This window comes from Streptomyces sp. NBC_01255 (assembly GCF_036226445.1).
GTDB lineage: Bacteria > Actinomycetota > Actinomycetes > Streptomycetales > Streptomycetaceae > Streptomyces.
Window position 1 is genome coordinate 8,356,829 of record NZ_CP108474.1, and the last position, 26,998, is coordinate 8,383,826.

At 71.2% G+C, this 26,998-nt stretch carries 22 protein-coding genes and 2 pseudogenes; 11 read left to right on the top strand and 13 right to left on the bottom strand.

All coding sequences use genetic code 11. From position 1 onward, the window contains the following. The first annotated feature begins 4 nt into the window (after positions 1 to 4). Positions 5 to 370: an RNA-binding S4 domain-containing protein gene (locus OG357_RS37635; protein ID WP_329625382.1), complete on the top strand. Its 366-nt coding sequence runs from the start codon at positions 5 to 7 to the stop codon at positions 368 to 370. Between the two features lie 60 nt (positions 371 to 430). Here the strand turns inward: OG357_RS37635 and OG357_RS37640 are convergent, their stop codons facing one another. Continuing rightward, positions 431 to 2,632: a terpene synthase family protein gene (locus OG357_RS37640; protein ID WP_329625383.1), complete on the bottom strand. Its 2,202-nt coding sequence runs from the start codon at positions 2,630 to 2,632 to the stop codon at positions 431 to 433. Between the two features lie 156 nt (positions 2,633 to 2,788). Next, positions 2,789 to 4,717 (bottom strand): N-acetylmuramoyl-L-alanine amidase, encoded by a 1,929-nt coding sequence (locus OG357_RS37645; protein ID WP_329625384.1) that lies wholly within the window; start codon positions 4,715 to 4,717, stop codon positions 2,789 to 2,791. A gap of 318 nt (positions 4,718 to 5,035) precedes the next feature. Here OG357_RS37645 and OG357_RS37650 point away from each other — a divergent pair. Continuing rightward, positions 5,036 to 5,422, top strand: a pseudogene (locus OG357_RS37650) (transposase); the annotation flags it as partial. A gap of 67 nt (positions 5,423 to 5,489) precedes the next feature. Here the strand turns inward: OG357_RS37650 and OG357_RS37655 are convergent. After that, positions 5,490 to 7,751 carry an MMPL family transporter gene (locus OG357_RS37655; protein WP_329625385.1) on the bottom strand — a complete coding sequence of 754 codons (2,262 nt, stop codon included), beginning with the start codon at positions 7,749 to 7,751 and terminating at the stop codon, positions 5,490 to 5,492. Positions 7,752 to 7,926: 175 nt separating this feature from the next. Here OG357_RS37655 and OG357_RS37660 point away from each other — a divergent pair, with 175 nt between their 5' ends. Both OG357_RS37660 and OG357_RS37665 read left to right on the top strand, forming a co-directional pair. Next, positions 7,927 to 9,099, top strand: a complete 1,173-nt coding sequence (locus OG357_RS37660; protein WP_329625386.1) for a sensor histidine kinase — start codon at positions 7,927 to 7,929, stop codon at positions 9,097 to 9,099. Then, a complete protein-coding gene (locus OG357_RS37665; RefSeq protein ID WP_329625387.1) occupies positions 9,074 to 9,736 on the top strand; it encodes a response regulator transcription factor in 663 nt (220 codons plus the stop codon). The genes OG357_RS37660 and OG357_RS37665 overlap by 26 nt, the downstream gene beginning before the upstream one ends. A 340-nt stretch (positions 9,737 to 10,076) precedes the next feature. Here OG357_RS37665 and OG357_RS37670 read toward each other — a convergent pair whose 3' ends face one another. Next, on the bottom strand, positions 10,077 to 11,204 hold the full coding sequence (locus OG357_RS37670) for an aminoglycoside phosphotransferase family protein (RefSeq protein WP_329625388.1): 1,128 nt from the start codon (positions 11,202 to 11,204) through the stop codon (positions 10,077 to 10,079). 233 nt (positions 11,205 to 11,437) lie between these two features. On the opposite strand from OG357_RS37670, the gene OG357_RS37675 reads away from it, so the two are divergent. Further along, complete coding sequence (locus OG357_RS37675; protein WP_329625389.1) at positions 11,438 to 12,931, top strand: DNA-binding protein NsdB; 1,494 nt, start codon at positions 11,438 to 11,440, stop codon at positions 12,929 to 12,931. A gap of 121 nt (positions 12,932 to 13,052) precedes the next feature. On the opposite strand, the gene OG357_RS37680 is transcribed toward OG357_RS37675, so the two are convergent. Next, a complete protein-coding gene (locus OG357_RS37680; protein ID WP_329625390.1) occupies positions 13,053 to 14,558 on the bottom strand; it encodes a PP2C family protein-serine/threonine phosphatase in 1,506 nt (501 codons plus the stop codon). 426 nt (positions 14,559 to 14,984) lie between these two features. Here OG357_RS37680 and OG357_RS37685 point away from each other — a divergent pair, with 426 nt between their 5' ends. Both OG357_RS37685 and OG357_RS37690 read left to right on the top strand, forming a co-directional pair. Continuing rightward, positions 14,985 to 16,016 carry a hypothetical protein gene (locus OG357_RS37685; protein WP_329625826.1) on the top strand — a complete coding sequence of 344 codons (1,032 nt, stop codon included), beginning with the start codon at positions 14,985 to 14,987 and terminating at the stop codon, positions 16,014 to 16,016. A 58-nt stretch (positions 16,017 to 16,074) separates the two neighbouring features. Then, positions 16,075 to 17,298, top strand: coding sequence for a threonine synthase (locus OG357_RS37690; RefSeq protein WP_329625391.1), 1,224 nt, complete (start codon positions 16,075 to 16,077; stop codon positions 17,296 to 17,298). A 23-nt stretch (positions 17,299 to 17,321) separates the two neighbouring features. Here the strand turns inward: OG357_RS37690 and OG357_RS37695 are convergent, their stop codons facing one another. The 3 genes from OG357_RS37695 to OG357_RS37705 all read right to left on the bottom strand — a co-directional run bounded on the left by OG357_RS37695 (position 17,322) and on the right by OG357_RS37705 (position 19,891). Beyond that, positions 17,322 to 17,993: an NADPH-dependent F420 reductase gene (locus OG357_RS37695; RefSeq protein WP_329625392.1), complete on the bottom strand. Its 672-nt coding sequence runs from the start codon at positions 17,991 to 17,993 to the stop codon at positions 17,322 to 17,324. A gap of 72 nt (positions 17,994 to 18,065) precedes the next feature. Then, a complete protein-coding gene (locus OG357_RS37700; protein WP_329625393.1) occupies positions 18,066 to 19,358 on the bottom strand; it encodes an MFS transporter in 1,293 nt (430 codons plus the stop codon). Further along, a complete protein-coding gene (locus OG357_RS37705; RefSeq protein ID WP_329625394.1) occupies positions 19,355 to 19,891 on the bottom strand; it encodes an ArsR/SmtB family transcription factor in 537 nt (178 codons plus the stop codon). The genes OG357_RS37700 and OG357_RS37705 overlap by 4 nt, the downstream gene beginning before the upstream one ends. Before the next feature lie 401 nt (positions 19,892 to 20,292). On the opposite strand from OG357_RS37705, the pseudogene OG357_RS37710 reads away from it, so the two are divergent. Further along, positions 20,293 to 20,388, top strand: a pseudogene (locus OG357_RS37710) (IS5/IS1182 family transposase); the annotation flags it as partial. A gap of 38 nt (positions 20,389 to 20,426) precedes the next feature. Here OG357_RS37710 and OG357_RS37715 read toward each other — a convergent pair. Further along, positions 20,427 to 21,173: a hypothetical protein gene (locus OG357_RS37715; RefSeq protein WP_329625837.1), complete on the bottom strand. Its 747-nt coding sequence runs from the start codon at positions 21,171 to 21,173 to the stop codon at positions 20,427 to 20,429. A gap of 86 nt (positions 21,174 to 21,259) precedes the next feature. Here OG357_RS37715 and OG357_RS37725 point away from each other — a divergent pair. Further along, positions 21,260 to 22,122 (top strand): IS5 family transposase gene (locus OG357_RS37725; protein WP_443066783.1). Its coding sequence is split into 2 segments (ribosomal slippage): positions 21,260 to 21,653 and positions 21,653 to 22,122, totalling 864 coding nucleotides; the frame shifts between segments, so codons are not numbered across the junction. A gap of 74 nt (positions 22,123 to 22,196) precedes the next feature. Beyond that, entirely contained in the window at positions 22,197 to 22,619 is a 423-nt protein-coding gene (locus OG357_RS37730; protein WP_329625396.1) for a VOC family protein, read from the top strand. 45 nt (positions 22,620 to 22,664) lie between these two features. On the opposite strand, the gene OG357_RS37735 is transcribed toward OG357_RS37730, so the two are convergent. After that, entirely contained in the window at positions 22,665 to 23,138 is a 474-nt protein-coding gene (locus OG357_RS37735) for a hypothetical protein (protein ID WP_329625397.1), read from the bottom strand. A gap of 278 nt (positions 23,139 to 23,416) precedes the next feature. Between OG357_RS37735 and OG357_RS37740 the strand changes: the two genes are divergently transcribed. Beyond that, positions 23,417 to 23,593, top strand: coding sequence for a hypothetical protein (locus tag OG357_RS37740; protein ID WP_329625398.1), 177 nt, complete (start codon positions 23,417 to 23,419; stop codon positions 23,591 to 23,593). A 94-nt stretch (positions 23,594 to 23,687) separates the two neighbouring features. On the opposite strand, the gene OG357_RS37745 is transcribed toward OG357_RS37740, so the two are convergent. The 3 genes from OG357_RS37745 to OG357_RS37755 all read right to left on the bottom strand — a co-directional run bounded on the left by OG357_RS37745 (position 23,688) and on the right by OG357_RS37755 (position 26,974). Continuing rightward, positions 23,688 to 24,677 carry a hypothetical protein gene (locus OG357_RS37745; protein ID WP_329625399.1) on the bottom strand — a complete coding sequence of 330 codons (990 nt, stop codon included), beginning with the start codon at positions 24,675 to 24,677 and terminating at the stop codon, positions 23,688 to 23,690. A 48-nt stretch (positions 24,678 to 24,725) separates the two neighbouring features. Continuing rightward, positions 24,726 to 25,904 (bottom strand): hypothetical protein, encoded by a 1,179-nt coding sequence (locus OG357_RS37750; RefSeq protein WP_329625400.1) that lies wholly within the window; start codon positions 25,902 to 25,904, stop codon positions 24,726 to 24,728. 101 nt (positions 25,905 to 26,005) lie between these two features. Further along, on the bottom strand, positions 26,006 to 26,974 hold the full coding sequence (locus tag OG357_RS37755) for a hypothetical protein (RefSeq protein WP_329625401.1): 969 nt from the start codon (positions 26,972 to 26,974) through the stop codon (positions 26,006 to 26,008). Positions 26,975 to 26,998 lie beyond the last annotated feature (24 nt).

Below are 26,998 nucleotides of genomic sequence, written 5' to 3' on the forward strand. Positions count from 1 at the left end.
GCCGATGAGCGCGCGCGTCGACGCCTGGATCTGGGCGGTACGCCTCACCAAGACCCGGGCACAGGCCGCCGCGGCCTGCCGGGCCGGGCACGTGAAGGTCAACGGCGACCGGGCCAAGCCCGCGCAGTCGGTGAAGCCGGGAGACGAGGTCCGGCTCTTCCACGGCGGCCGTGAACGGATCGTCGTGGTCAAGGAGTTGCACATCAAGCGGGTCGGGCCGCCCGTCGCCGTCGAGGCGTACGTGGACAACAGCCCGCCCCCGCCGCCCCGCGAGCACGTGGCCGTCGCTGCGGTGCGTGACCGGGGCGCGGGCCGCCCCACCAAGCGCGAGCGCCGCGAGATCGACGACCTGCGTGGCCGTCGCCCCTGACGTACGCCCGTTCCCACGAGGGCCGTCCCCGGAACATCCCGGAGACGGCCTTCGTCCGTGTCAGCGCGGAGCGGAGCCGATCAGCGCGGCGACCCGCGCGGCGGAGGTGCCCAGGCCCGTCGGGCCGCGCCCCACCAGCGGGGTGCCGCTGCCCACGTGGACGTCCTCCGCGCCGTAACGCCGCACGCTCTGATGCCAGTTGAGGATGCCCGCGAGCCAGTCCTCCAGCTCCCGCAGATACGCCTCGAAGGCCGCCCGGCCCTCCTTGTCGAGCGCGAAGTCCTCGTACAGCAGCGGGACTTCGTTCTTCTTCAGGTGCTCGTACTGACGCAGCCGCCCCCGCATCAGGTCGTCGACCATCGCCACCCCCGTCGGGTAGTCGCAGTCGAAGAACTTCTGCAGGACGAGCACGCCGTTGTGCACCTCGCCCTCGACCTCGATCTCCTTCTGGTACGAGAACAGGTCGTTGATGAGCGTCGCGTAGTCGGCGACGGAGTTCTCCAGGGCGCGGACCGTACCCGTCCGGTAGATCTCCGCCGGCAGGGCCTCCGTGTGCCGCAGCCGGCAGAGCAGCATCGTCAGCTCGGAGCCGAAGGTCGTCCGGCGCATCTCGATGTAGTCGACGGGATCGGGCACGCGGTGCTGGGCCTGGTTGTGCAGCTCCCAGAGCCAGCTGTCCAGCATCGCCTCCAGCGCCACCCTGAGCTGGGCCCGCGCCTCGGGCCCCATCGGTCCCGCCGTGCGCGCCCAGAGATCGGCGAGGGAGACCTCCAGGGGGTGCGAGGCGGCCGCCCCCACCGCCGCCGCCGGATCCTCAAGCGGCATGAAGGCCTTCAGCCCGTCCGTGAACCGCTTCGCGCCGCCGAGGTCGCGCGGCCGCCCGAAGACGAGCGGGTAGTAGTCGTCGCCGTACGTCCCCCAGGTCAGCCACTCCGCGCTGAGCTCCAGCTCCTCCAGCGTGGCGTCCGGGTCGATCCCCGCCGAGCAGAGCGCGAAGTCGAAGCCCTCCGCCAACGGCCGGTCCCAGATGTCGTTCAGGAGACCCATGCGCTCGGCCCAGTCCACCGAGAGGCGCAGCGCTTCCTTGTGGTGCGGGCTGAGGGTGAGCGGGTACGGCAGGTCGAACTCCGGGAGCAGCGAGGGCCCCACGTGCTGGTGCGGCGTGTGCGTGAGCGCGCGCAGCCGGGACGCGGCCGGACGCCCGAAGAGCGTGCGGATGTCGAGGGCGGAGGTGCCGATCACCCCGTCGAACCCGGAAGGGCCGCCGACCATGCCCTCGTTCATGTACCGGCTGGAGCGCATGTGCCATTCGTGCCCGCCGGACTGCCAGTCCTGGAGCCCCTTCGCGTACGCCGCCACGGCCGCGCACTCCGCCGGGCCCAGGCCCTTCTCCGCGGCGAGCAACGGCACTTCGGTGAGGGCCGTGTTCTCGAACTGCTGGAGCCGCGAGGTCAGCAGGTCGTTGACGGCGTTCGCCGCCTCCTGCGTCGTGCAGCCGAGGAACTTCTCCAGGACCAGCACGCCGTTGCTGTTCTCGCCCTCGTCCTCCACCTCGCGCTGGTACGAGAAGAGGTCGTTGCGCAGATGCACGGCGTCCGAGAAGGCGTCCCTGAGGACGCGCAGCGGCCGCGAGTACGCCACCCGGTCGGGGACCTCGGCGCCCGCCGCGTACTCGACGAGACCGGCCGACCAGGGCGCGCCGCCCACCTTGCGGCGCATCTCGATGTACTCGACGGGGTTGGCGATCCGCCCCTCGTTGATGTTGTCGAGTTCCCAGAGGGACTCGTGGAGCAGGTGCTCGGTCGCCTCGGCGAACCGCACCCGCCAGGCGTCGGACATCGACGGGATCGTGCGCCGCCAGAGGTCCGCGAGGCCCGCCTCGACGGGATTGGTCGGCTCGGGCATCCCCGTCGCCGGGTCCGCCGGCATGAACAGCGGCAGCCGGTCCAGATAGGCCTTGCTGCCCGCCCGGTCCTGGGTGCGCTTGAACATCTCCAGGAAGTGGTCGTCGAAGAAGAAGACCCACGTGTACCAGTCCGTGACGAGGTCGAGAGCCTCCGCGTCGCAGTCGGGATGGGTGTACGAGCAGAGCAGCGCGTAGTCGTGGGACTGGAGGTCGTGCTCCTCCCAGACGCCCGAGCCCTCCAGCATCCCCATCTCCCGCGCCCAGTCACGGGTGTGCGTGCGGGCGGTCTCCACATGGGGATTGAGCCGCGCCGGATACGGAACATAGAAATCCGGCATAACGAAGGGCTGAGGCATTTCCTGAGGGGCCTTCCGGTGAGCAGGTGCTGTGACCGGCCCAGCCTTACCCGTCGCCCGGATGGCACACGCGATCTCCCGAATAGTCGTATGAACGCCGAGAGGGTGGTGCCGAAGCGTTTCCCCGGCACCACCTCACGCCTTTCGGCCACACCCCTATCGGCTCTGCGAAACCCGCACGTCAGAGGCCTTCACAAAGGCCACGCGATGGCCGAACTGGATCTCGTAATACTCCTCCTGACCCCGGACCACCGTGTGCCCGCTGCTGTCGAACACCGGCGCGAAGTAGTACTCGCCCGGAGTGCGGTCACCCACCACGTACCGCTGACCCGCGAGCAGCTTGTACGGGAGCGGAGACACCGCCTGCACCGGAACCCCCGCCGGGTACGCCGAGGCCTCCGGATACGCCCGCCCGTAGACCGGCACCTCCGCGAGCCCCTCCCGGGGAGTCAGGACGAGCCCCCGCGCGTTCACCGCCGTCGGCTCCTTGCGCGGGTTGTGGAACCACGCCGGCTGCCCCAGGTACCAGATCGCCGTCCACTCGCCCCGGCGCTCCGCCACCGCGAAACTCTGCCCCGTCGAGGCGCGCGCCCCGGTGTCGTTGACCCCGGTGGTCGAGTCCTGCCCACCCGGCCGCAGCCCGATGTCCTTCACCAGGGGCGCGTCGGCGCTCGGCGCGGTGTGCAGGCGCACGGCCCCGCTCCCGTGCGGCGCACACACCTCGCCCGCCTTCACACAGCCCGTGTAGACCGGCTGATGGGCGCTGTAGTCGGGCCGGATCGTCACCACACCGGCGTTCGGACCGGCGCTCGGCGTGATCGGCCGGCCCAGCAGCCGGAAGTAGTGCGCCCAGTCCCAGTACGGTCCCGGGTCCGTGTGCATGCCCCGGATCGTCGAGGTCACCGTCCCCGGCACGGTGTCGTGCCCCAGGATGTGCTGCCGGTCCAGCGGGATGTCGTAGCGCTGGGCGAGATAGCGCACGAGCCGCGCCGACGTCCGGTACATCGCCTCCGTGTACCAGGAGTCCGGCGCGGTGAGGAAGCCCTCGTGCTCCAGACCGACCGACTTGGCGTTCACGAACCAGTTGCCCGCGTGCCAGCCGACGTCCTTGAGCGGCAGGTGCTGCGCGATGTGCCCGTCGGAGGAGCGCAGCGAGTACTGCCACGACACGTACGTCGGGTCCTGCACCAGCTTCAGCGTGACGTCCCAGGTCGCCTCGGTGTCATGGATGACGATGTAGTCGATCGACTGCGACGAGGGCCGGTTCGCCTTGTCGTGGTTGCCGTAGTCTCCGTCGCCGAACTCCTCGTACGGCGCGGGGATCCACTCGCAGGCCACCGAGCGCGGGCACTCCACCGGACCGGCGGCGGGCCGGCGCAGCCCGAGCGCGTCGACCTGCTCCGTGGCGGGCGCCACCGCCGGGACGGCCGGCAGCGTCACCCGCTGGCCGCTGTCCGTCGTGCGGGACTCGCCGGTCCTGATCACGTCGAACACGTCGTTCGCGTACGTCGCGGCGGTCGCCGAGTCGTCGGCGCCGGAGTACCGCGCCACCGCCCCGTACCAGTCGGCGGGGTCGCCGCTCGCGGGCAGCCCGGCCTCCCGCTGCGCCGCGGCGAGCAGCGCCGCCCCACCCTCGATGTTCGCGGCCGTGGAGCCGCGCAGCTCCTCGGCCGGGATCCCGGAGAGCGCGGACGCCCGCTCCAGCGTCCGCAGCCGGCCGGGCAGCGCCTCGGGCGCGGGGACGGGAGCCTCCGACGCCGTCCGGGCCGTACGCGAGGAGTCGCCGCGCGCGTCCTCCTCGCCGTCGGAGTGGTGCGGGACGGCGGCCCCGGCGAGCGCCGTCACCGCGTCCGTCAGGTGCATCGGCCCATAGCCCCCGGTCACGCTCGGCGCACCGCCGTGGGCGTCCCAGCGCGACTGCAGGTACGAGACGGCGAGCAGGACGCTCTCGGGCACGCCGTGGCGCGCGGCCGCCCGAGCGAACTGCCCTTGGAGCGTGCCCGCCTCGGGCACGTCGGCGACGGCGGACGGAGCCGCGGACAGCAGAGGGAGCAGCAGGGCGGCGGACGCGACGGCGCCCGCCACCCTGGGGACACGGCGAGGGGATCGCGACGGGGGTGACACACGTCTGTCGGACGCGGAACGGAGCAAGGCAGCCTCCAGGGGCGGGGGGTGACACGGGGGCGTGCGGGACCGAACCCGTACAGGGGTATCGGCTCCCGGACGATCCGTCAATCACGCCTGCCCACACGGAAGTTCCCACGTCAGGACGGGAATGGAGGCCATTCGGCGGAGTTTCGCGGAGACGGGTCCCGGGCCTGGGACGCGTCAGTGGAGTGGACCAATGGGGCCGCCGCCCGCGAGGCTCGCGCGGCGGACAGGACAGTGCGCCGTGTCGTGGAAGAACGACGACGCATCCGGCGTCGGCGGAAACTCCGGCTGAAGGCCGCCCTCCTCGGACGTTCCAGAGGCGGGCAGACCAGCAAGGTCCACCTCGCCGCCGACCGCAAGTGCCGCCCGCTGGCGTTCATCCTGACCACAGGCCAGGCAGCGGACAGCCCGCAGTTCATCCCCGTCCTGAAGAGGGTACGGGTACGCGGGCCCGTCGGCCGACCCCGCATCCGGCCGGACGCGGTCGCCGGGGACAAGGTGTTCTCGTCCCGCGGAAACCGCGCCCACCTGCGCAAACGCTGTATCAAGGCCGACAAGATTCCCGACAGCTACCTCGCCGGTCTCCACCTGCGCGCCTCGATGATCTGGATCAAGCACCTCACCAGGACCACCCGATGATCACGACTCGATATGCCCCTAGGTGACGCGCTGAGGTGCCGGACGCCACGGGCGGGCAGGAGTTGAGTCAACGGTCAACCAGCCGTGGACGCGGGGCCTCACCCGTGGATTCCGCGTCGGTGCCGACCGGGCCGCGGGGAAGCATCCGGTCCAGCCACTTCGGCAGCCACCAGTTGGCCCGGCCGAGGAGTGTCATGGTCGCCGGTACCAGCACCATGCGTACGACCGTGGCGTCGATGAAGATCGCGGTGGCCAGGCCGAGCCCGAACATTTTGGTGGAGGGGTCCTCGGCGACGGCGAAGGACAGGAAGACCGCCACCATGATGAGGGCGGCCGAGGTGATGATCCGGGCGGTGCGCGAGACGCCCTCAACGATCGCCGTGCCGTTGTCGCCGGTGCGCACGTACTCCTCGCGCACCCGCGAGAGAAGGAACACCTCGTAGTCCATCGACAGGCCGAACAGGATGGCGAAGAGGAACATCGGGATGAACGACACGATCGGAACCGTCGCCTCCAGCCCGATGAGCGCACCGCCCCAGCCCCACTGGAAGACCGCGACCATGATGCCGTAGGCCGCGCCGATGCTCAGCAGGTTCAGCAGCACCGCCTTGAGCGGTACGACGACCGAACGGAAGACCAGCATCAGCAGCAGGAACGAGAGCGCCAGCACGGCGGCGACGAACACCGGCAGGCGTTCGCTGGTGCGTCGGCCCACGTCGGACAGGCTCGCGGCGGCGCCGCCTACGTGCGCCCTGGCCGGGCCGTGCCCGATCGCCGCGGGCAGCACCTCGGTGCGCAGCCGGGAGAGGGTGTCGGCCGTGGCCTTGTCCTGAGGGCTGGTGGTCGGGAACACCACGAGGGTCGCGATGCCGGTGGCCCGATCGATGTGCGTCGGCGCGACGGATGCGATGCCCGGATCCGCCGCGACCGTCGCGACGAGACGGTCCACCACTCCCGGATCACCGGCGGGGTCCGCGGCGATGACGAGGGGACCGTTGGTGCCCGGGCCGAACCCCTCGGCGACGAGGTCGTGGGCCCGGCGCTCGGTACGGCTCTGCGGCAGTGAGCCGTCGTCGGGCAGGCCGACGCGCAGGCCGAGCACGGGCAGCGTCGCCGTCAGCAGCAGCGCCGCCGCGCCGACCGTGTACGGCACCGGGTGCTGGCCGACGTGCCCGAGCCAGCGCCGCCACCCGACGGCGGGGACGGCGCCCGCCGTCGGGTCCCGCCGTCGGCCGAGGCGGCCCGACCGCCCGGTCCGAAGTGCCCGGCCGATCCGGCCGGCCCGGCCCAGCCGAGGGCCCGCCGCGCCGAGGAAGGCCGGCAGCAGCGTCACCGACGCGAGCACCATCGTCAGGACGACGATCGAGACGGCGAGCCCGCCCACCGTCATGAACGGCACGTTCGCGACCGCCAGGCCGAGGATCGACACGACGACGGTGCCGCCGGCGAAGACCACCGGCCGCCCCGCCGTTGCCACCGCTCGTCCGGCCGCCGCCTGCGGATCGAGCCCGCACGCGAGGTACTCCCGGTGCCTGGCGAGCACGAACAGCGCGTAGTCGATGCCCACTCCGAGCCCGACCATGCTGCCCAGGACCGGTGCGAAGGTGGGGACCTCTGTCACCCCCGCCAGTACCGTCATCGTGGCGACCCCGATGGTCAGCCCGAAGACCGCCATGCCGATCGGCAGCGCGGCGGCGACGAGCGAACCGAACGCCAGGAACAGGATCGCGGCCGCGGCGAGGAGGCCGATCAGCTCGCTCGTGCCGCCGTCGGGGTCGGAGAAGGCGTAGAAGAGGTTCCCGCCCATCTCGATGCGCAGGGGCAGTTCGGCGCGCAGCCGGTCGCCGAGATCGACGAGGGCGTCGAGGTCTTCGGCCGACAGCCGGCTCTGGTCGGGGTACTGCACCCGGACGACCGCGATCCGCCCGTCGGCCGAGACGAGGCCGCCGCGCACGGCGGTGTCCCCGCCTGCGTCGAGTGCCCCCGCCGGGTCGCTCGTGCCGAGCACGTGCGGCAGCCGCTTCACCTCGGTCTGCAGCCGCGTGAGAGCGGTGCGCGCGCCGTCGTCGTCGAAGAACGTCGCACCGTCGTCGAGGGGGGTGACGACCACTTGGGCGGTCATCCCCTCCTGGCCGGTACCGGCCCGCTCGATCAGTTCCGCGGCCCGTTGGGAGTCCAGTCCCGGAGCGGTCATCGAGTCCGCGGTCCGCCCGCCGAAGGCGATCGCGGCGAGGACGGCGAGCGTGGCGGCGATCAGCCATGCCGCGATCACCCGCCAGGGATGGCGGGCGGCGCTTGCGCCCAGGCGCAACAGGGCTTTCGAGAGCATCGGGTCCTCCAACCACCTCAGCGGCCGTCCTTGTACGGCCTCCGATACCGAGGCTCGTCGCCACGGCGCTCCGCGGCATCGGCCCGCGGGCCGCGGATCCCTCGGCCCCGGGGCGGAGTGACGACCCGTCCTTTCGGCCGATGCGCGGCACGCTGCGGTCCCTAGGCTGAGAACCGTGCTCCGAGACGACCTGCGAACCCTGTGGACCGAACCCCGGCCGCCCGACGCGCCCGCCCGGGTGCTGCGGGACTGGGCGCTGCTCGCCGCGGGCCTTGCCGGTGTGGCGCTGGAGGCCACCCTGCGCGAGAACGTCGTGTGGCGGCCGGTGGCGGTGGTGTTCGCCGTATGGCTGTGCCTGCTGCCCCTGTGGCGCCGGACCCGCCCGCTGGCGATGGTGACGCTGGCGTTCGGCTCGGTGAGCCTGCTTCCGGTGGCCTCGCTCGTCGCCGCACCGCGCGAGTCCGTCGGCCTGTACACCGGCGCGGTCGTGCTCGTGCTGGTGTACGCGCTGCCCCGGTGGGGATCGGGACGGGAGATCGTGCTGGGCGGCGCGGTGATCCTCGCGGTCGGCGCGCTGTGTGTCGTCACGGACGGGACCCCGGTCGTCGAAAAGGTCGTGGGCTTCGTCTTCCTGCTGATGCCCGGCGTGGTCGGGGCTGCCGTGCGGTTCCGGGTGACCGCTCGCGAGCGGCAGTTGGAGCAGGTGCGCTCCCGCGAGCGCGAGCAGCTCGCCCGGGAACTGCACGACACGGTGGCCCACCACGTGTCGGCCATGGTGATCATCGCCCAGGCGGGCCGGGTGCTCGCGGGCACCGACCCGTCCGCCGCCGTCGAGGCGCTGGAGGGGGTCGAGGAGGAAGGGGCGCGCACGCTGGAGGAAATGCGCGCCATGGTCGCCGCGCTGCGCGACCGCGGGGTCGGCGCCGAGCTGGCGCCGCCTGCCGGAGTCGCGGACCTGGAGCGCCTGGTGCGCACCCCGGGTGGTCGCCTCAGGGTCGACCTGGGGCTCGACGGCGAACTGGACGCGCTGCCCCCGGCCGTGGACGCGGCCGTCTACCGGATCGTGCAGGAGTCGGTGACCAACGCGCTGCGCCATGCGGTCGACGCGACCGAGCTCGTCGTTCGGGTCGCCGCGGAACGGCACACGGTACGGGTGAGCGTGCGCGACAACGGCCGGCGCACCGGCCGGGGTCGCGACGGATACGGACTTACCGGATTGCGCGAGCGCGCGACGCTGCTCGGCGGCACACTACGAGCCGGCCCGGGTACCGACCGGGGCTGGCATGTCGACGCCGAACTGCCGAGAGCGAGGAGCGAGAGCGGTGTCCATTCGCGTCCTCGTCGCTGACGACCAGACGATCATCCGCGCCGGGTTGCGGATCATGCTGAACGCCCAGCCCGGCATCGAGGTGGTCGGCGAGGCCGCCGACGGGCGGGAGGCGGTACGTCTGGCCCGCGAACTGCGCCCCGACGTCTGTCTGTTCGACATTCGTATGCCTGTACTCGACGGGCTCGAGGCCACCCGGCTGGTCGCCGGCCCGGGCGTCGCCGACCCGCTGGCCGTGGTCGTCATCACCACGTTCGACCTCGACGAGTACGTCTACGGCGCGCTGCGTGCCGGCGCCCGCGGATTCCTCCTCAAGGACACGGGACCAGACCTTCTGGCCCAGGCCGTACGGTCGGCGTCCGGCGGTGAGGCGCTCATCGCGCCCAGCGTCACCGTCCGTCTGCTCCAGGCATTCGCGGACCTGCCCGCCGGCCGGCCCGTGGCCCAGCCGGTCTCCCCCGTCACCGCCCGGGAGGAGCAGGTGCTCCTCGCCGTCGCTCGCGGGCTGACCAACACCGAGATCGCCGATGCACTGCACATCAGCCTCAGCACGGTGAAGACGCATCTGGCCAGCCTGATGGCCAAACTCGGCGCCCGCAACCGGGTCGAGATCGCGATGTGGGCCTACGAAACGCGCCGTATCCTCCCCGGAACCTGAGCCGGGTGCCGGGCCATGTCCCATGAGTCCCCGCCCGGACATCAGTGCACCGGTCGGCTCACGTCGGCTCCACGTGCCTCACCCGCCCCAGAGCGTGACGTACCAGGAGGCCGGAACCGGGACGGTGAGACACCCGATACGACAAGACTCCCGACAGCTACCTCGCCAGTCTCCACCTGCACGCCTCGATGATCTGGATCAAAGACCTCACCAGGACCACCCGATGATCACGACTCGATACGCGCCCTAGGGCCCTGTCGTCAAAGTTCCGCCTGGGCCGCTTGGGCAGCCGGCGCTCCTTTGACGACAGGGCCCCGTATCGCCGGCCGGACCCGCCTCTTCAGCGCGTTCCGACCGCCGCGCGCACGGCCCGCCGTGCCATGGCGCAGTCGTCGTGCAGCCGCCTCAGCAGCAGCCGCTGCTCCTCACCCGCGGAGAGCACGCCGGAGGGCACCGGGACCGTCCCGGCCGGCGGAGCCTCCTTGATGGTGCGCTGCACCGCCGTCTCGTAGGTACGGATCTCCCGCGTCAGCACGATCATCAGGTTCACCAGGAAGGCGTCCCGGGAGGCCGGGCCCGCCTGCTGGGCGAGCTGACTGATCTGGCGCCGGGCCAGCGGTGCGTCACCGAGCACCGCCCACAGGGTCGCCAGGTCGTAGCCGGGCAGGTACCAGCCCGCGTGCTCCCAGTCGACGAGGACGGGACCGGCGGGGGAGAGCAGGATGTTGGAGAGCAGGGCGTCGCCGTGGCAGAACTGGCCCATGCCCTGCCGGCCGCCCGCGTGGGCCAGACCGTGCAGCAGCTTCTGCAGGTCGTCCCGGTCCCGGTCGGTGAAGAGACCGAGCTCGTGGTAGCGCGCGATCCGTGTCCCGTAGTCCAGCGGGGCGTCGAAGGTCCCGGCCGGCGGCCGCCAGGCGTTGAGCCGGGCGATCGCTCCGAGTGCGGCCCGCACGTCGGCGCGCGGCGGGGCCTCGACGGGGTGGCGCGAGAGCGCCGCCGCCCGTCCGGGCATCCGCTCGATCACCAGCGTGCAGTTCTCCGGGTCCGCGGCGATGAGCCGGGGCGCCCGCACCGGCGGGCGGTGACGGACGAAGGACCGGTAGGACGCTATTTCGTGCCGGAACCGCTCGACCCACGCGGGGGAGTGGTCCAGTAAACACTTCGCGACCGCCGTGGTCCGTCCGGTCGTCCCGACGATCAGGACGGAGCGCCCGCTGCGTCGCAGCACCTGGACCGGGTTGAACTCCGGGCAGATGCGGTGGACCGCGGCGATCGCCATCTTCAGCTGCGCCCCCTGCGGGCCGGACAGGTCGATTCTCCCGCTCACCGGCTGCGTGCCGGTGCCGCCCGTCCAGCGCCGGGGCCGTACGGCCTGGGGCGCGGGGGCGAGGTACGGCCCGGCACCCGCCGGGACGATGCGGTGCTGCGGCCGGGGCGGGGCGGACACGGAGGACGATGCTGTGTACATGGAGGTGACAGATCCCTTCGTGGTCCGACGAGTTGCGTGCGTCGCCCCGCCCGCCCCCGGTCCGCACCCTGGGGAATGAGGGCCGGTCGGCGGGGCGGGGTGGCGCGTTCCTACCTGACACCGGGACGCGGGTGGCGGAACATCGGGCGCACCCTGGCGAACCCTGGCGAATAGTCGCCAGCCCTATGACAGGGGGTTACTGTCAACTCAGCCGAGAACCTGGGGGCTTAGACGTGACCGGACAAACCAACACCCGCCTGGCAGACCTGTTCGGCCTGGCCGGCTGGTCCAAGGGCGAACTCGCGAGACTCGTCAACCGGCAGGCGGCGGCCATGGGCCACCCCCAGCTGGCGACCGACACCTCGCGGGTGCGGCGGTGGATCGACCGGGGCGAGACCCCGCGCGATCCCGTCCCCCGGGTGCTGGCAGCACTGTTCACCGAGCGACTCGGCCGTGTCGTGACCATCGAGGACCTCGGGTTCGAACGACACGGGCGCGCCGGAAAGCGGCAGACCGTCAGGCAAGACGACAACCCTGACAACCTGCCCTGGCCACCCGATCGTACGGCTGCGGTCCTCACCGAATTCACGGGAATGGACCTCATGCTCAACCGACGCGGCCTGGTGGGCGCGGGTGCTGCGCTCGCCGCCGGCTCCGCACTCAGCAGCAGCATGTACGACTGGCTGCAGACCGACCCCGCACGCAAGGCCACCGCCCAGCGCGCCACCGATCCCCTCCACGCCGACCCCGCCGGGTTCGACCGCTACGAGGCCGCCCCCGTCGGGTCGGAGGAGATCGAGGCGCTGGAGTACTCGGTGAACGTGTTCCGCGCGTGGGACGCCTCCCGCGGCGGCGGCCTTCAGCGCAAGGCCGTCGTGGGCCAGCTCAACGAGGTGGGCGGCATGCTCGCCTACCGCCACGCCGACCACCTCCAGCGGCGCCTCTGGGGCGTCGCGGCCAACCTGGCCGTCCTGGCGGGCTGGATGTCCCACGACGTGGGCCTCGAACCCACCGCGCAGAAGTACTTCGTCATCGCCGCCCACGCCGCGCGCGAGGGCGGCGACCGTCCCCGGGCGGGCGAGGCGCTGTCCCGGGCCGCCCGTCAGATGGTGCACCTGGGCCGACCCGACGACGCCCTCGACCTGATGAAGCTGGCCAAGGCCGGCGGGGGCGAGGAGATGCTGCCGCGGACCCAGGCCATGCTGCACACCATCGAGGCCTGGGCGCAGGCCTCGATGGGGCGCGGCCAGGCCATGAAGCGGACGCTGGGCGAGGCCGAGGAGCTGTTCGTCTCCGACCGGGCGGACGTGGAACCGCCCAGCTGGATGCAGAACTTCGACGAGGCCGACATGCACGGCATGCAGGCCCTCGCCTACCGGACCCTCGCCGATCACGACGCCTCCGCAGCGATCCCCGCGCAGCGGCACGCCAGGCTCGCCCTGGAGCTGCGCAGCCAGGGGCACAACCGCTCCAAGCTCTTCGACTTCATCTCGATGGCCTCGGCCTGCTTCATCGCCGACGACCCGGAGCAGGCCGACCGGTACGCCCGGCTCGCCCTCGTCTCGATGGGGGAGACCTCTTCCCACCGGACGTGGCACCGGCTGCGGGAGATGTACCGGCTCACCGGGCAGTACGCGGGCCACTCGAAGATCGAGGTCCTGCGCGAGGAGATCGAACTGGCCCTCCCCAAGTCGCCGGTCAACCGGCCGAGAACGGGTCAGGCCTGAGCCCTCGCGGGGGCTCAGGGCCTGTCGCGGGGCAGGGATACGACAGGACCGATCCGGAGCGGACACGCCGATGACCCGAAACCTCTCGTGGTTCCGGGGCCCTCGGCGATCCGTGTCTCCGTCAGCTGCCGACCCGCACCACCATCACGCAGGCGTCGTCCTCGCGCGGTGCCTCGCCGAACTCCTCGACCACCGCGCGCACGCAGTCCTGCGCGTCCCGTGCCTCGGTGAGCCGGGGGCCGAGGGCGAGCAGCCGCCGTGTGCCCGTGTCGTCGTGCACGCCGCTGCCGCGGGTCAGTCCGTCCGTGTGCAGTACCAGCAGGTCGCCGGGGAACAGCCGGGTCTCGGTCTCGCCGTACCTGCCGCCGGACGTCGCCCCGAGCAGCACACCCTCGGGCCGCCGGAGGGCGTGCCCCGTCCCGTCGCGGAAGAGCAGCGGGGCGGGGTGGCCGGCCTGCGCCCAGGTGAGCGTCTGGGCGACCGGGTCGTAGCGGCAGCACATCGCACTGCCGAGCGCGGGCTGTACGGAGGTCTCCAGGAGCTGGTTGAGGTGTCCCATCAGGGCGCCTGGGCGGATCCCGGCGACGGCCATGCCGCGCAGCGCGCCGAGGAGCATGGCCATGGAGGAGGTCGCGGCGACTCCGTGGCCGGTCAGATCGCCGACGGTCAGCAGTGCGTCGCCGTCGGGCAGGGCCAGCGCGTCGTACCAGTCGCCGCCGATGAGACCGGTGCTGGCGGCCGGCAGGTAGTGGGCCGCCACGTCGAGCGGGGCGGGGCCGTCGTGGGCGAAGCGGAGCGAGCCGCGCCACGGCGGGAGCACCGCTTCCTGGAGCTCGACCGCGACGCGTCGCTCGGTGCGCTCGATCTGGCGGCTGCGCTCCAGGCTGTCCCGGCTCTCGCGGACCGCCCGCTGGCTGCGCCGCAGCTCGCTGACGTCTCGTAAAACGGCCCACATGGAGGCGGTGCAGCCGTCGGCGTCGAGGACGGGCTCACCCGTCATGTGCACGGTCCGCACGCGGCCGTCCGTCCGGACGATCCGGAACTCGCCGTCGATCGGCTTGCCGTCGATGAGGCAGTCCGTCACCAGCCCCTGGAGGACGGACTGGTCCTCGGCGAAGACCATGGAGGGCAATTCGTCCAGCGACATCGGGCCGCTCTCGCGCGGGCGGCCGAAGATCTGGAACAGCTCCTCGGACCAGCTCACCTCGTCGGTGAGGAGGTTCCACTCGGCGCTGCCGACGCGGGAGAGCAGCGAACCGGTGCGGGCCGGGGCGGCCTCGCCGTAGGCGGTGCCGGGATCGGCCTCCGAGGCGAGGACGGCGTCGGGGACGGCGTCCGGGGCGGTGTCGTGCTCGGTGTCGGTCCCGAACCCGCTCCCCGGTGCGACCCCCTCCGGGACGCCGACCCGGAGCTGGCCCAACTGGGCTCCCAGATCATCGAGTTGGTGGACGGCGAGGTCGCACAGGGCGCGCTGCCACCGCTGCTGGGGGTCGTCGTCGTTCGCCACGGCGTCCCGGCGGACGGCGTCCACCTCGCCGCGCAGGCGACGGGTCTGCGAGATCAGCGCGTCCACCGCGCCTGGCTCCGGCGGTTGGGCGGGACGGTCCGCGAACAGATGGGACGGCATGTCGTACTCCGATACAGGCGCGGCGCGGCCAGGTGGGAAAAGGAGGCCCGCACACGACTGTTGCACAGCCCGGGACACCTCGTAAGGGATTTGGCAACACTCGATCCGGTGGTGCATCTGACATATGCCAACGGCCCGACGATTATCGGACAGGCCGCGACGCGTTACGGTGCGGGGGTGGTGATCGACGGCGGAAACGGCACGGTGGGCACGTACGCGGCAGGTACGCCGGTGCGGGAAGCGAGCGCGCGTGCGAGCACGCGGGCCGACGCGCGGCCCCGCGCGTATCCGGGTGCGGACATACATGCGGACGGGGGCGTGGGCGGGGGCGCGGACGTGCGCGGGGGCGCGCCGGGCGCGCCAGGCGCTGCGACGGTGGGCACCGCGGTGCTTCTCGCGGCCGCGCCCGCCGGCCGGGGCCGCGCCATGGACGCCGCTTCCGTACTGCCGGTCCTCGCCGCCGTACCACCCGCCGTCCTCACCGGCACCGCCACCGCGTCCGTCGTCGAACTCGCCGATCCGCTGGACCCCCAGACCGTCCTCACGCGCCTGCGCGCGGCGGCGGCGAGCCCCGGTCCCCTCGTCGTCTTCCTCGCGGGCCAACTCCACCTCGACAAGCGGCAGTACCTGCCCCATCTCGCCCTGGCCCGCACCACCACCGCGACCCTGCGCTACACGGCGCTGCCCTGGCACTGGCTCGCGGGCGAACTCGGCGGCCGGCCCGCCGGCACCACGACCGTCGTCGCCGACCTCGCGGCGGACCCCGACGTCTGGCAGCGCCTCACCGCCGCACCGGAGTTGCTGCAATTGGGCCCCGGAGCGCACCTGTACGGACGGGTGACACCCGCCCCGCGCCGGGGTGAGCCCACGACCCCCGAATACCTCCGGGCCTGGGCGGAACTCTGGCGCGCCGGCGCCCGTCTGCCGGTCCCCGCGATGCACGCCGAAGCCTCCGTACGGGCGGCGGCCCGCGCGACCGCGCCGGAGGTATTCCACCTGGCCCCCGCGCCGGTCGTCGTGCCGGCCCCCGCCACCCCCGCGCCGGTCGTCGCCCCGGACCCGCATCCCGCGATCCTCGCCGCCGCCATGGCCGGCCGGCACGGCGAGGCCGCAGGCCTGGCGGCCGCCTGGGAGAGCGAGGCCCTGCGCCACCACGGCCCCCGGTCGGCCGAGGCCGTGCACTGGACGGAGGTACGGGCCGACCTCGCCCGCCTCGCCGGCGAACCGGCCCGCAGCTGCGAACTGTGGCTGGCCGCCGCCGAGTCCAGGCTCGCCCTGCGGCAGCGGGCGGACGACCCCGATGTCGAGGCGGCCGTCGACCGGGCCCACCACCAGTGGGAACAGATCAGCGACCGTACGAGGGCGGGCACCCTCGGCCCCGCGCTCGTCGCCCTGCGGGAGCGGGTTCCCGGCCGCAGCCCGGGCGCCCTCGCCGCACTGCGGCGCCGCATGGCCTGACCCCCCGGCTCGCCGCGCCACCCGGAGCCGCCCCTCCACCCCCACGAAAGGCCACAGCGTGACCCCGCCCGCCGCAGCGCAACGCTCGCTCGCCACCGCCCAGCGCTCACTCGCCGATCCCTCCGTACGCCACCCCCTCTGGCCGCCGCTCACCGCGGGCTGCCCCGTCACCTCCACCGACGAGGTCGCGTACCCCCTCGACATCGACTACGCCTACGACGAGGTCCCCGACGGCCTGTTCACGCGCCCGGCGGCCCACGGTCTCGACCGGTGGGCGCCGCTGCTCCCGCCCCTCGCCGCGCCCGGCCTCGGCGAGGGCAACACCCCGATGGTCGAGCTACCCGACGGCGTCTGGGTCAAGGACGAGTCCCGCAACCCCACATGGAGCCACAAGGACCGCCTCAACCGGGTGGCCGTCAGCGCGGCCGTCGCCTCGGGTGCGCGCGGCATCGTCGTCTCCTCCTCCGGCAACCACGGCGCGGCGGCCGCCGCCTACGCGGCCCGTGCAGGGCTGCCCTGCGCCGTCTTCACCTCCCCGCACGCCCCGCCCGCCGTGGCCTCCCACCTCCGCGCCTACGGGGCGACGGTCCTGACCGTCCCGTACGAGACGGTCCGCCCCCTGATGCGCCGGATCGTCGACGAACTCGGCTTCCAGGCCGTCAGTAGCGTCACGGACACCGCCCACACCGGGCACCCCTTCGGGCCCGAGGGCTACAAGACCCTCGCGTACGAGATCGCCCTCGACCTGGGGAGGGCTCCGGCGGCGGTCCATCTCCCCACGGGATACGGGGAGTTGCTCTTCGGTGTCGCCAAGGGATTCCAGGAACTCGCCCGGCTCGGCGTGACCGGCTCCGTCCCCCGGATGTACGCCACCGAACCCGCCGCGGCCGGCGCGCTCACCGAGGCCCTCCGCACCGGCAGGCCCGCCGCCCGGGTCCCTGTCGGGCCCACCCTCGCGTACGCCATCGACTGCGAGATCAACAGCTACCGAGGCGTCGTCGCCGTCCGGACGACCGGGGGAGCGGCACGCACGGTGACGGACGGTCAGATGACTGCGGCCCGAGCGGAGTTGGCGGCTCAGGGAATCTGGTGCGAGACCTCGGCGGCGGCCGGCCTCGCCGGACTGCGGGCCCACGGGCCGTGCGAGACCGACGGCCCGGTGGTGTGCGTGGTCACGTCCAGCGGCTACAAGGACGTGGCCACGGCGGGGGAGACGTACGAGCCGACGGTCCCGGACTGGCCGGCGATCAAGTCCGCCCTGACGGCTGCCAGGGCGGCCTGACCTACCGGGAACGGGTCGGGGCGTCACGCGGCCCCGGTGTTCGCTCCGTCCGTGACGGGCGGCACGAACCGGATGTTGAACCTGAAGTCGCCCGTCGCCAGGGCGATCCCCACGAACAGCAGGGCGAAGTGCTCCTGTCCCCGGGCGGTGACGATGCCGCCCAGGTCGAGCAGCGACTCGGCGGGCCAGCCGAGATCGGCCAGGAGGCCGCCCACGACGCGCTTGGCCTCGGCGTCCTCGCCGGAGAGGAAGACGGTGCTCGGGCCCACCAGGGAGTCCGGTGCGACCATCACCTCGCGGTCGATCGTGCAGAGGGTCTTCACCACGCGGGTGTCCGGGAACGCCCGCTGGATCTCCTCGCCGAGACTGACGACCTGGTGCGAGAGCGACTCGTCCTCCAGGAAGCCGACCGCGACGTCGAGGAGGACCTTCCCGGCGAGCGCCGGGGCCCCGATCGATTCGAGCAGAGCCACGGAGGCTGTGCCCGGGGTCGCGTTCACGAGGACCTCCGCGTGCGCGGCGGTCCCGGCGGGGTCGTCGACCCGTAACCCCACCTGGAGGAGTTCCTTGAGCCCCGTCAGGAGCTCTTCGTCGCCGGGCCGCCGTGACCCGAGGACGACGTCATGGCCTGCCCGCGACCACGCTGCGGCGAGTGCCCGTCCTACATTGCCTGTTCCGAGAATTCCGATGCGCATGGTGATCATCCTGGCGCGCGGGGAACCGCCCCCGCGTCGGCCGGGGGACCGTACCCGCGTCGGCCTATCGCCCTAGGCCTCTGTGTGAGCGTCACCGCGTCGGGAAGCGGATGCCTCAGGTCGGTCGTGGACGCACGGGGCGGCGGCACGCAGCGCCGCTTCGACCCGGCGGTTGCTGGTCATGGATGCCGTGATGGCCGTCATCGTCAGGAGGAGGGCGGCGGCGGCGTAGAGCGGGGTGCGGATGTCGTAGGTGGTGGCCAGCCAGCCGCCGAGGAAGGCCCCGATGGGGGCGGCGCACATGGCCAGCATGCGGGAGGTGGAGGCGACCCGGCCCATGAGGTGGGCCGGGACGATCGTCTGCCGGAGGGAGGGCGCGAGCACCATCGTGGCGCCCATGCCGGCCCCGCAGACGGCGAGCGCCAGCCCGGCCACGTACGGGTTCGGGGCAGCGGCAAGGCCCAGGATGGCAAGCCCTTCGACCGCGGCCGTGCAGGTCAGTGCGGTGCCGGTGCCGAGTCGTCGGCCAAGGTAGGAGGCGATGGCGGCCCCGAGCAGACCGCCGGTGGCTTCCGCCGTGAGGAGCAGGCCGAAGCCGAAGGTGCCGATGCCGAGGCGGTCGTGCGCGAAGAGGGCGAGGACGGTCTCCACGGCGAGGAAGGCGACGTTCCCGACCGCCGGGCGGAGCGCGAGCCCGAGCAGCAACCGGTCCCGGAAGACGTACGAGGCCCCGGCCCGCGCCTGCCGAAGCAGCGACTCGCGGACCTCCGGCACGGGCCGGGGCAGGGCGGGCAGCGTACGCACGAGCAGCGCGGAGAGCGTGAAGGACACCGCGTCGGCGAGCAGCGGAACCGCCCGCCCGAGCGCGAGCAGCGCACTGCCCGCAGGCGGCCCCGCGAAGCCGGACATGGCGGTCTGGGCGCCGCGCAAGCGAGAGTTGGCGCGCTCCAGGAGTGCGGGGTCGCGGCCGAGCAGGTCCGGCAGATAGGCCGTGGCGGCCGTATCGAAGAAGAGTCCGCCGAGGCCGAGCGCGAAGGCGACGGCCGCGAGCAGCGGAATGCTCAGCACGTCGAGCGCGGCCGCTGCCGCCGGTATCGCGAGCAGCACCGCACGCACCGCGTCCGTGACCCACATCGTGCGCCGGCGGTCCCAGCGGTCCACCAGCGCACCGCCGAGCACCCCGAAGAGCAGCCACGGCAGCGTCCCGGCGGCCGTGACGACGGCGAGCGCCATCGGATCCCGCGTCAACGTCAACGCGAGCAGCGGCAGCGCGGCATGCGACACCCCGTCACCGAGCGAGGACACCGTCTGCGCGGTCCACAGCCGTCCGAACCCGGTCGGCAACTTCTGAACGTCTGTGGTCACTTGGCGCCTCCCTCGGCCTGCTCGCGCGATGCCGGGTGGAACAGTGCGAAGACGAGTGACGCGTCCGGCAGCGACGGATCGGACAGCTCCCGGTACTCGTCCGCCAGTGCCTCCAGCCGCGCGCCCAGCTCCGCGAACTGCTCCTCGGTGAGCCGCAGATGCGCCATCCGTACGTGCCGCTCATCCACCGGCGACGCCTCCAGGTCCGCCACCGCGTGGCGCATCAGCAGATCCGGCCCTCCCTCGCCCGGATCCGGCAGCTCGATCGTCCGCGCGGCCATCGCGTAGTACCGCTCGGTGACACCCCGCACCTTCCGTGTCCGTACCACCTTCACGAGGCCGGCCCGCTCCAGCAGCCGTACGTGATAGCTGGAACTCCCCTTCGCAAGGCCCACCCGCTCGGCGATCTGCGTGATCGTCGCGGGCTCGAAGCGGAGCACGGCCATGATCCGGTGGCGCGTGAGACTGGAGACGGCGCGCAGCTGCTCGTCCGTGGTGACGTGAAACGTCTCTGGAAGATCATCGGTAGGCATGCGAGTAATGGTCAACGTTTCTTGACCATTGCGCAAGGGGATTTCGCGCGGACTTTCGGAATCGCGCGAGTCTCGACCGGAGGACAGAAGCTGGGACGCCAGCTCGACGCGCTCACCGCCGCCGGGTGTGCCGGGTCGAGGAGCCCGGAAGGAACGTGCTCTGCCCCGAACGGGGTGTCGGCAGCAACGAGCCCAGGCGGCCTGCCCGGCCTGCCCGTCTCCGTCGGCCAGGACCTGTCCGGCCGATCATGTTCGAAGCCGGATGACGAGTGCGAGGGCCGTCTCGACTGGACTACGGCGGGGGTGGACTCGACGGTCTGCTGGGCACATCAGCACGCGGCCGGTGCACGCAAGCCGATCGGCAGAACCGCGGTAGCAAGGGCGGGCGGCCCGCTGGCTTCGACCGGGCCCGGTATGCCCGTAGGAACGAGGTCGAGCGCACGATCAACGCCCTCAAGGGCTTCCGCGCCGTGGCCACTCGATTCGACAAGCGGGCTTACGTCATCCACGGCACGGACTTCCGATCCACCCTGGCCTACCGCAGGACGGGGCGGTTGGCGGATGTGTACTCGTCCGCGATGTGGAACACGCTGGCACAGTCCGGGCATTCGGCCTTGCCGAAGAGGTGGGCGATTCCGTCGGCGAGTGCCTCGTGCCCGTCGCGGACAGCAGTCTCGTGCATCCACCGGCCGGTGCCGGAGAGTTCCTCGGAGGACGCTGGCCGTAGGCCACGGCGGTCCACGTCGCCCAGGTTCCGGTCCCGGATCGCTGAGTAGCGCCCGTGGTCCCCGATGGCGATCGTCACGTCCACGGCGCAGTTGGGGCAGGCCAGGTGGTAGAAGTCGTCCGTGAAGTCCCCCAGGACGGCACTCCAGTGGAACTCCTCCATGGCCGCGAGCGAATCGAGGAAGGCCGCGAGGTAGTCGACCGGCCGCGATTGCAGGTGCCGGTCCAGCAGCTTGCGGAAATCAGAGATCTCGTCGGCGCAGTTCGCCAGCAGATCATCGCAGCCGTGGTGTCCTGCCGCGCATCGCAGGATCGTTCCCGCCAGTCCACGCGCCCGTGCGCTCCTGGAGGCAAGACACATCAGGCGCGGCAGGGCGGCAAAGCTGGCGGGCAAGACGAGGTCGTGTTCGAGGACCAGCGGGTATCCCAGCTCCTTCCATGTTTCGGCGTTGTCCTCGAGCTCCACCTGTTCCAGAAGCGCGGGCACGCGATCGACATCCCCGTAGCAGTCGTGCATCTGCGTCCAGTTCACCACCTGGGCATTGAAGCGCCTCATGGCAGCCGGGGTGGGCGCGCCTGTTCCCGACTCAGAAGACTAGGGCGTGTTTGAGATGTCGATCAAGGTCGTGAAACGATCTTGGGATGACTCGTGGCGATCTGACGGGCGAACAGTGGGCGCGACTGGAACAGCTGTTGCCGCCGATTCCGAAGATGGGCCGGCCTCCACGGAATCGGCGGCAGGTCTTCGACGGGATCTGGTGGCGTGCTCGCACTGGCTCGCCCTGGCGAGACATACCTGAGCGGTGCGGTCCGTGGGAGACGGCATACGCACTGTTCCGTCGCTGGCAGATCGACGGCGCATGGGCCAGAGTCTTGAAGAAGCTGCAGGTCAAGGCCGATACTGCCGGACATATCGAGTGGGAGGTGTCGGTCGAGTCCACGATCTACCGAGCCCGTCGGCACGCCGCCGGGGCTCGAAAAAGGGGGCTGCCGACACAGGCCGGACGAGTCCGGACGGCCTGGCGGCCGAGCCGGACGACCACGCACTCGGCCGCTCGCGCGGCGGCCTGACCACCAAGATTCACCTTGCCGTCGACGCCTCCTTTCACGTCCTGGCCGCCGTGGTCACCGCTGGACAGCGGGCCGATGCCCCGGTGTTCACCGAGGTCATGGACCGCATCCGCGTTCCGCGGATCGGCGGCGGACATCCGCGCACCCGACCCGCTCACGTCCTGGCCGACCACGCCTACTCCTCTCGAAAGATCCGCGAGTACCTGCGCCGCCGGCAGATCCCTCCCACCATTCCGGAGAAACGCGACCAGGCCGGACACCGCAGACGCCGAGGTTCGACCGGCGGCCGCCCACCCGGCTTCGACTGTGAGCGATACAAGGCCAGACACAAAGTCGAGTGCCGGATAGGGCTCCTCAAGCAGGCGCGAGGCGTCGCGACACGCTACGAGAAACTCGCCGTCCGCTACGAAGCCCCATCATCCAACTCACCTTGATACGCCAGGCGTTGTGACCACATCTCAATTGCACCCTGGGTGCCGTCCAGCGGCTGGACTACAGTTGACCCACCATGCCAGATCTCTTCGGTATCAACCATCTAACTCTTTCCACGAGCGACCTCGACCGGCTCGTGACGTACTACACGGAGTTGCTCGGAGCGGCGCTCGCATTCGAGCGCGCTGCAACCCCTTCTGATCCTCGGATCGCAGTCATCGATGTCGGTGGGGACGACCACCTAATGATCGTCGAAACCGCTACCGCCCCCACCACTGATCTCGATCCCCTCAACAAGGCCGGATGGGGGCTGCGCGTGGGAACATACGCGCAGCTGTGTGAGGTTCGCGAACAAATCCTGGGCGCCGGGTGGCCGGTCGGACAGATCGAGACACTGCCCACGCAGTGGACGATGACAGCTCGCGATCCCGATGGACGCCCTGTGGACGTTCGAGCCCATCGCCCACGCACCGCATCGCCGTCACGAACCCCTGGCTAACGGCTGCCCCGACTATCAAAACAGGCCCTACCGTGCACGAGCTCGTTAGTCTCCTGAGAATCCGAAGATTCCCAGGTGCGTCGGCCTATCGCCGGAGTAGAGGGCGATGTAGTAACCGGTCCACGGCATCTGACACTCGCCGAGCAGGCTTGGTTCGTGCTCCTCATGGCTCGCAGCCTCGTTGCCGGCAGCAGCGAGTTCCTCGTACTGCTCGACCGACGGGCGGTGTGTGCCGAAGTGGTGCATCACGCGATTGAGGGCCAGAGGGCGCAGGGTGCCGTAGTCAGCGATACCGGAGCGCGTCGGCGGGTCATCCGTGGCAACGACCCTGTCGATGTCGAGGACCGTATGGGTGCCCTCGGTCCCCATGAACTCTTCGTCCTCGTAGAGATCCTCCAGGCTTCGGTACCGGTCATCACTGCCGTACTCCTCCCGGAACACCATGGCCCGCAGTGTCGCCAAGGCCGCCTCGACATCGCCGTCGTACCTGGTGACGTAGTCCCATCCGCTGGCACCCACCGAGCCACCCCTCCCTGAAGATCGTGAACGGGCGAACGATAGCGGCGGGGACTGACAACGCCGCGGCCTGGCATCGGGCTCTGACCAACTCCCCGGACCGAGGTATCCAGGCGGTCGACCGCATCACAGAGATCGCCCGGACAGGCCCGCTCGGTGGTGGCCGTTCGGCCCCCACCATGCCCGGGTTCCCCGACCCCGGGCATCCACTCAACCGCGCGTTCCCCAGGGGCCGCGGGTTATGGATCCAGCCAGGCAGAGACGCCGAGTTCGGCATCATCGTGATGCTGCTGGTGGGCGACTCGGGCCTGAGCCACGCGGCGGCCGCGACGGTGCTCTGCGCCGTCATCATGGCGCGGGCGGTGCTTCGCCTGATGTACGCCACGCGTTACGCATACCTCTGCTACGCGATGGATCCCGGCGGCGGCATCGGCTTCGACACCGACGACCCGCCGTAGTACGGCGTTGAGGGGCTCGGGTCCACCGGTCGTCTGATCCCGTCGTGGGGGCGGCACGGCAAAGCTCTGCCTCCGCCGGTCGGACCAGGCCTTCTCACCCCGTGGGCGGCCGGTCGTGACCGGCCTTTCTCTCCACCTTGCGCTTCTTCCTGTCTCCTTCGACCTCCTTGACGTTCCAGGGGCCGGAGACGACCGAGGGGACCTCACCGGAGGCCACGGAGGACAGTGGTTGGCCGTCATCGTCGTAGACGGTGGCGACGTCCGTCAGTTGCCAGAAGAAGTTGAGCTCGGAGTGCTCGCCGAGATTCTGGTAGGTGCTGGAGACGAAGGACGTCGTCTGTGTGGACACGGTGAGTTGCTGGCTGGTGGTGGACGACTCGCTCAGGGAGGCGGAGACGGACGCGCTGAAGGGGCCCCATCCGGCGCCGGCACTCACGCCGACGGACGCGTTGGTGGTCTCGGTCTCCGAACTGCTCTCCTGCATGCCCTGGCTGACGGTGTAGTTGACGGTTCTGGTCTCGCCCGGCGCGAGGCTGTACGACTCCCCCGTGCAGTGCCAGAACTGTTCTCGGGTGACGGTCACACCGAGCCCGACCTGGTCGTCCGCCCACGTGGTCACCGGGGTGCGGGCCGTGGTGCCGTGCTGGACGAGACCGGTGGCCACCAGGACGCTCGGTCCGTCCTGCGGGATGAGCATGTCCGCGCTGGGCTCGGGGACCGGTCCGATGTCGTTGGGGTCCAGCAGGTCGAACCCCGAGAAGGTCATGGTGCTCTTGCCGCCGGGGTTCTGCAGGGCGGCGGCGAAGGCGCCGGAGTAGTGGGACTTGGCCAGCCAGTAGCTCTCGGCCCAGCAGTCGCCGGTGATCACGGCGTTGTCGCCGTCGGCCTGCATGACGAGTCCGGGCAGGCCCGCGATCCAGTTCCCTTTGGCGTCCGGCCCGCACAGGTCGCCGGACTGGTCGACGTAGAAGATGTCGAGGGGGATCGAGAGGTCGTTGATGACCAGGACCGCGGCCCTGGCCTCCTTGGGGGGTGAGAAGAGGGTCCCGGCGAGGGCCGCCAGGTAGGTTTCGTTCATTCGCATGGTGAGCTCCGATCACCTGCCGCGCATCCGCGCGTGAGGCAGAGCCACTCAGAATTCGGGCTCGTCGGTGAGGTAGTAGACGCGCGGGCCGCACTCGGTGTGGACGAGGGCCAGCGGCCCCTGCGCGGCCACCCCGGCAGCGGCCGGAAGCTTCAGATCGGCGGTCAGGTCCCACCACTGCCAGTCCGACTCCGGTCCCCTCCAGAGGGCGAGGTGGTTGTCCTCGTCCACGTAGGACACCCAGGGGTGGCGGTCGGTGCTCGCCGCGCATGCGACGGAGCTGTTGGCGGCCACCACCGGACGGGCTCCCTTCCGGTTCGTGTAGATCTCCTGGGTCCGCCAGCCGGACTCGTAGTTCGCCCAGAGCGGTTCGGATTCCCGGCCCCACAGGGCGACGCCCTGCACGAAGCGGTCGGTCGGCGCGGCCGCGAGCGGGCTTCCGTCCTTGAGCTGCCTGACACCCTTCCCGCCGAGGTTGTCCGACGACCAACTGCTCCTCTCGTCCCCGTAGCCCCTCAACTCGATGAGGCTGTCGTCGGTGTCCGAGTAGTAGATGCGCCGGCGGTCGTCGCCCCATCCCACGGCGGCCAGCCCACTGAGTGGGGAGGGTGAGGGCAGGTCCATCCACCTGTTGAGATCGGTGATCCTGCCTGTCGGCTTCCCGAAGCCCTCCACCTCCATGACGCGGTTGCTCTTGGTGATGAAGTAGACGAAACGGCCTCTGCCGTTCTGCATCGCGGCCAGCGGACTCTTCGCCGGGACCTTGGGGAGGTGGAAGTTGATGTCGATTCTCCAGCCGCTCCTGGAGGACTTCATGACGATGAGCGTGCCGTCCTCGGCCACGTAGTAGACCATCATCGTCCCGGATCTCATCCCGCCGGTGGCCAGCGGACTGTTCCACGCGGCCACGGGGACTCCGATGCTGCTGGTGAGGTTGTCGTGGTCCCAGCCGCCTTCGTTTCCGTCGGTCTTCAGTTCGATGACTGCGCCGTCGGTGTCCGCGTAGTAGACGCGCCGATTGTCCGATCCCCATCCGGTGGCGACGTAGCCGCTGGTCAGGGCCGGGAAGGGGGCGGGTCTGGGGATGCCGCGCGACCCGTCTTTGCTCGCGGCGATGTTGAGGTTGGTCCATTGGAACGAGCCGTCCGGCTTCTGGGCCACTTCGATGACCGCCGTGTAGCCTCCGCCCGGGGTCACGCCCATGGGGCGGGCGCGCGCTGTCGCCATGATCTCCTCCAGCTGTCGGTGGGTGTACCTCGCCCGGGGGTGTCTTGTCCCCTGGGGCCTGTCCGGCGGATCAGGGTCGGGGCCGAGGCGCCGGACAGGCCCTAGGCCGACCGGAGCTGCTCCGGCGCCGGCCGCACGGAGACGATCTCGGGCACGTCGTCCCGGATTTCGGCACGCAGAGCAGTCGGGTCCGGATCCTCCTCCAGATTGTCGATCTTCACGGGGCCCCAGACGACGGAGGGGCCCGTGGCGGAGACGACCGATGACAACGGGGTGCCTGTCTCGTCGAACACGGTGAGGGTGTCGGCCAGTTGCCAGTACAGGCACAGCCAGCCGTGGGCCGACTCGTTGGAGTAGCTGTTCGACGTGAAGCTGGTCGTCTGGGTGGACACGGTGACCTGCTGGGTCTTGGTCGACGACTTGCTCAGGGAGGCGTTGACGGAGGCGCTGAACGGGCCCCAGCCGGCGCTGGCACTGGTACTGACCGACCCTGTCACCGTCTTGGCGTCGGACGAGCTGTCCTGCATCCCCTGCGTCTGTGTGTAGTTGACGACCTTCTCCTCGCCCGCCGCGAGGCTGTAGGAGTTAGGCAGACGCTGCCAGAACTGCTCGCGGGTGACGAACCTGTCCTTCTGGAGCACTCCCGCCCCCACCAGGATCCTCGGCCCGTTCGGCGGGATGATCATGGAGCCGGTGGGCACGGGGGTCTCCCCGATGTCGTCCGGGTCCAGCAGGTCGCGGCCGGTGACCGTCACGGCGGCGTTGTCCCTGTCGGCTCGCCAGACCGCGGCGAAGGCGCCCGAGTACCCGACCTTGGCGACGAAGTAGTAGGAGCGGTCGATGTTGTTCCAGGTGATGGTCGCTCCGGGGTCCAGGACCTGGCCCGGGTAACCGGGGGCCAGCTTGCGCGTCCGCTTGTTGCGGCCGTACAGCAGACCGTCGAGCCCGACCCAGTACACCAGCAGGTGCACCGGCGTGCCGTTGGTGACCGTCATGTTCGTCCGGCTTCCGTTGTCCGTGGACTTGAGGGTCCCGCTCACGGCGTCCCGGTAGGTGTCGTTCATGCGCATGGGGGTGCTCCTCCTTCGGCCATG

What these genes read in the sequence shown, in the direction of transcription:
- OG357_RS37635 (WP_329625382.1), top strand. Translation starts at nt 5, where the DNA reads ATGAGCGCGCGCGTCGACGCCTGGATCTGGGCGGTACGCCTCACCAAG.
- OG357_RS37640 (WP_329625383.1), bottom strand. Translation starts at nt 2,632, where the DNA reads ATGCCTCAGCCCTTCGTTATGCCGGATTTCTATGTTCCGTATCCGGCG.
- OG357_RS37655 (WP_329625385.1), bottom strand. Translation starts at nt 7,751, where the DNA reads ATGCTCTCGAAAGCCCTGTTGCGCCTGGGCGCAAGCGCCGCCCGCCAT.
- OG357_RS37670 (WP_329625388.1), bottom strand. Translation starts at nt 11,204, where the DNA reads ATGTACACAGCATCGTCCTCCGTGTCCGCCCCGCCCCGGCCGCAGCAC.
- OG357_RS37680 (WP_329625390.1), bottom strand. Translation starts at nt 14,558, where the DNA reads ATGCCGTCCCATCTGTTCGCGGACCGTCCCGCCCAACCGCCGGAGCCA.
- OG357_RS37685 (WP_329625826.1), top strand. Translation starts at nt 14,985, where the DNA reads ATGGACGCCGCTTCCGTACTGCCGGTCCTCGCCGCCGTACCACCCGCC.
- OG357_RS37695 (WP_329625392.1), bottom strand. Translation starts at nt 17,993, where the DNA reads ATGCGCATCGGAATTCTCGGAACAGGCAATGTAGGACGGGCACTCGCC.
- OG357_RS37705 (WP_329625394.1), bottom strand. Translation starts at nt 19,891, where the DNA reads ATGCCTACCGATGATCTTCCAGAGACGTTTCACGTCACCACGGACGAG.
- OG357_RS37715 (WP_329625837.1), bottom strand. Translation starts at nt 21,173, where the DNA reads ATGAGGCGCTTCAATGCCCAGGTGGTGAACTGGACGCAGATGCACGAC.
- OG357_RS37730 (WP_329625396.1), top strand. Translation starts at nt 22,197, where the DNA reads ATGCCAGATCTCTTCGGTATCAACCATCTAACTCTTTCCACGAGCGAC.
- OG357_RS37745 (WP_329625399.1), bottom strand. Translation starts at nt 24,677, where the DNA reads ATGCGAATGAACGAAACCTACCTGGCGGCCCTCGCCGGGACCCTCTTC.
- OG357_RS37750 (WP_329625400.1), bottom strand. Translation starts at nt 25,904, where the DNA reads ATGGCGACAGCGCGCGCCCGCCCCATGGGCGTGACCCCGGGCGGAGGC.
- OG357_RS37755 (WP_329625401.1), bottom strand. Translation starts at nt 26,974, where the DNA reads ATGCGCATGAACGACACCTACCGGGACGCCGTGAGCGGGACCCTCAAG.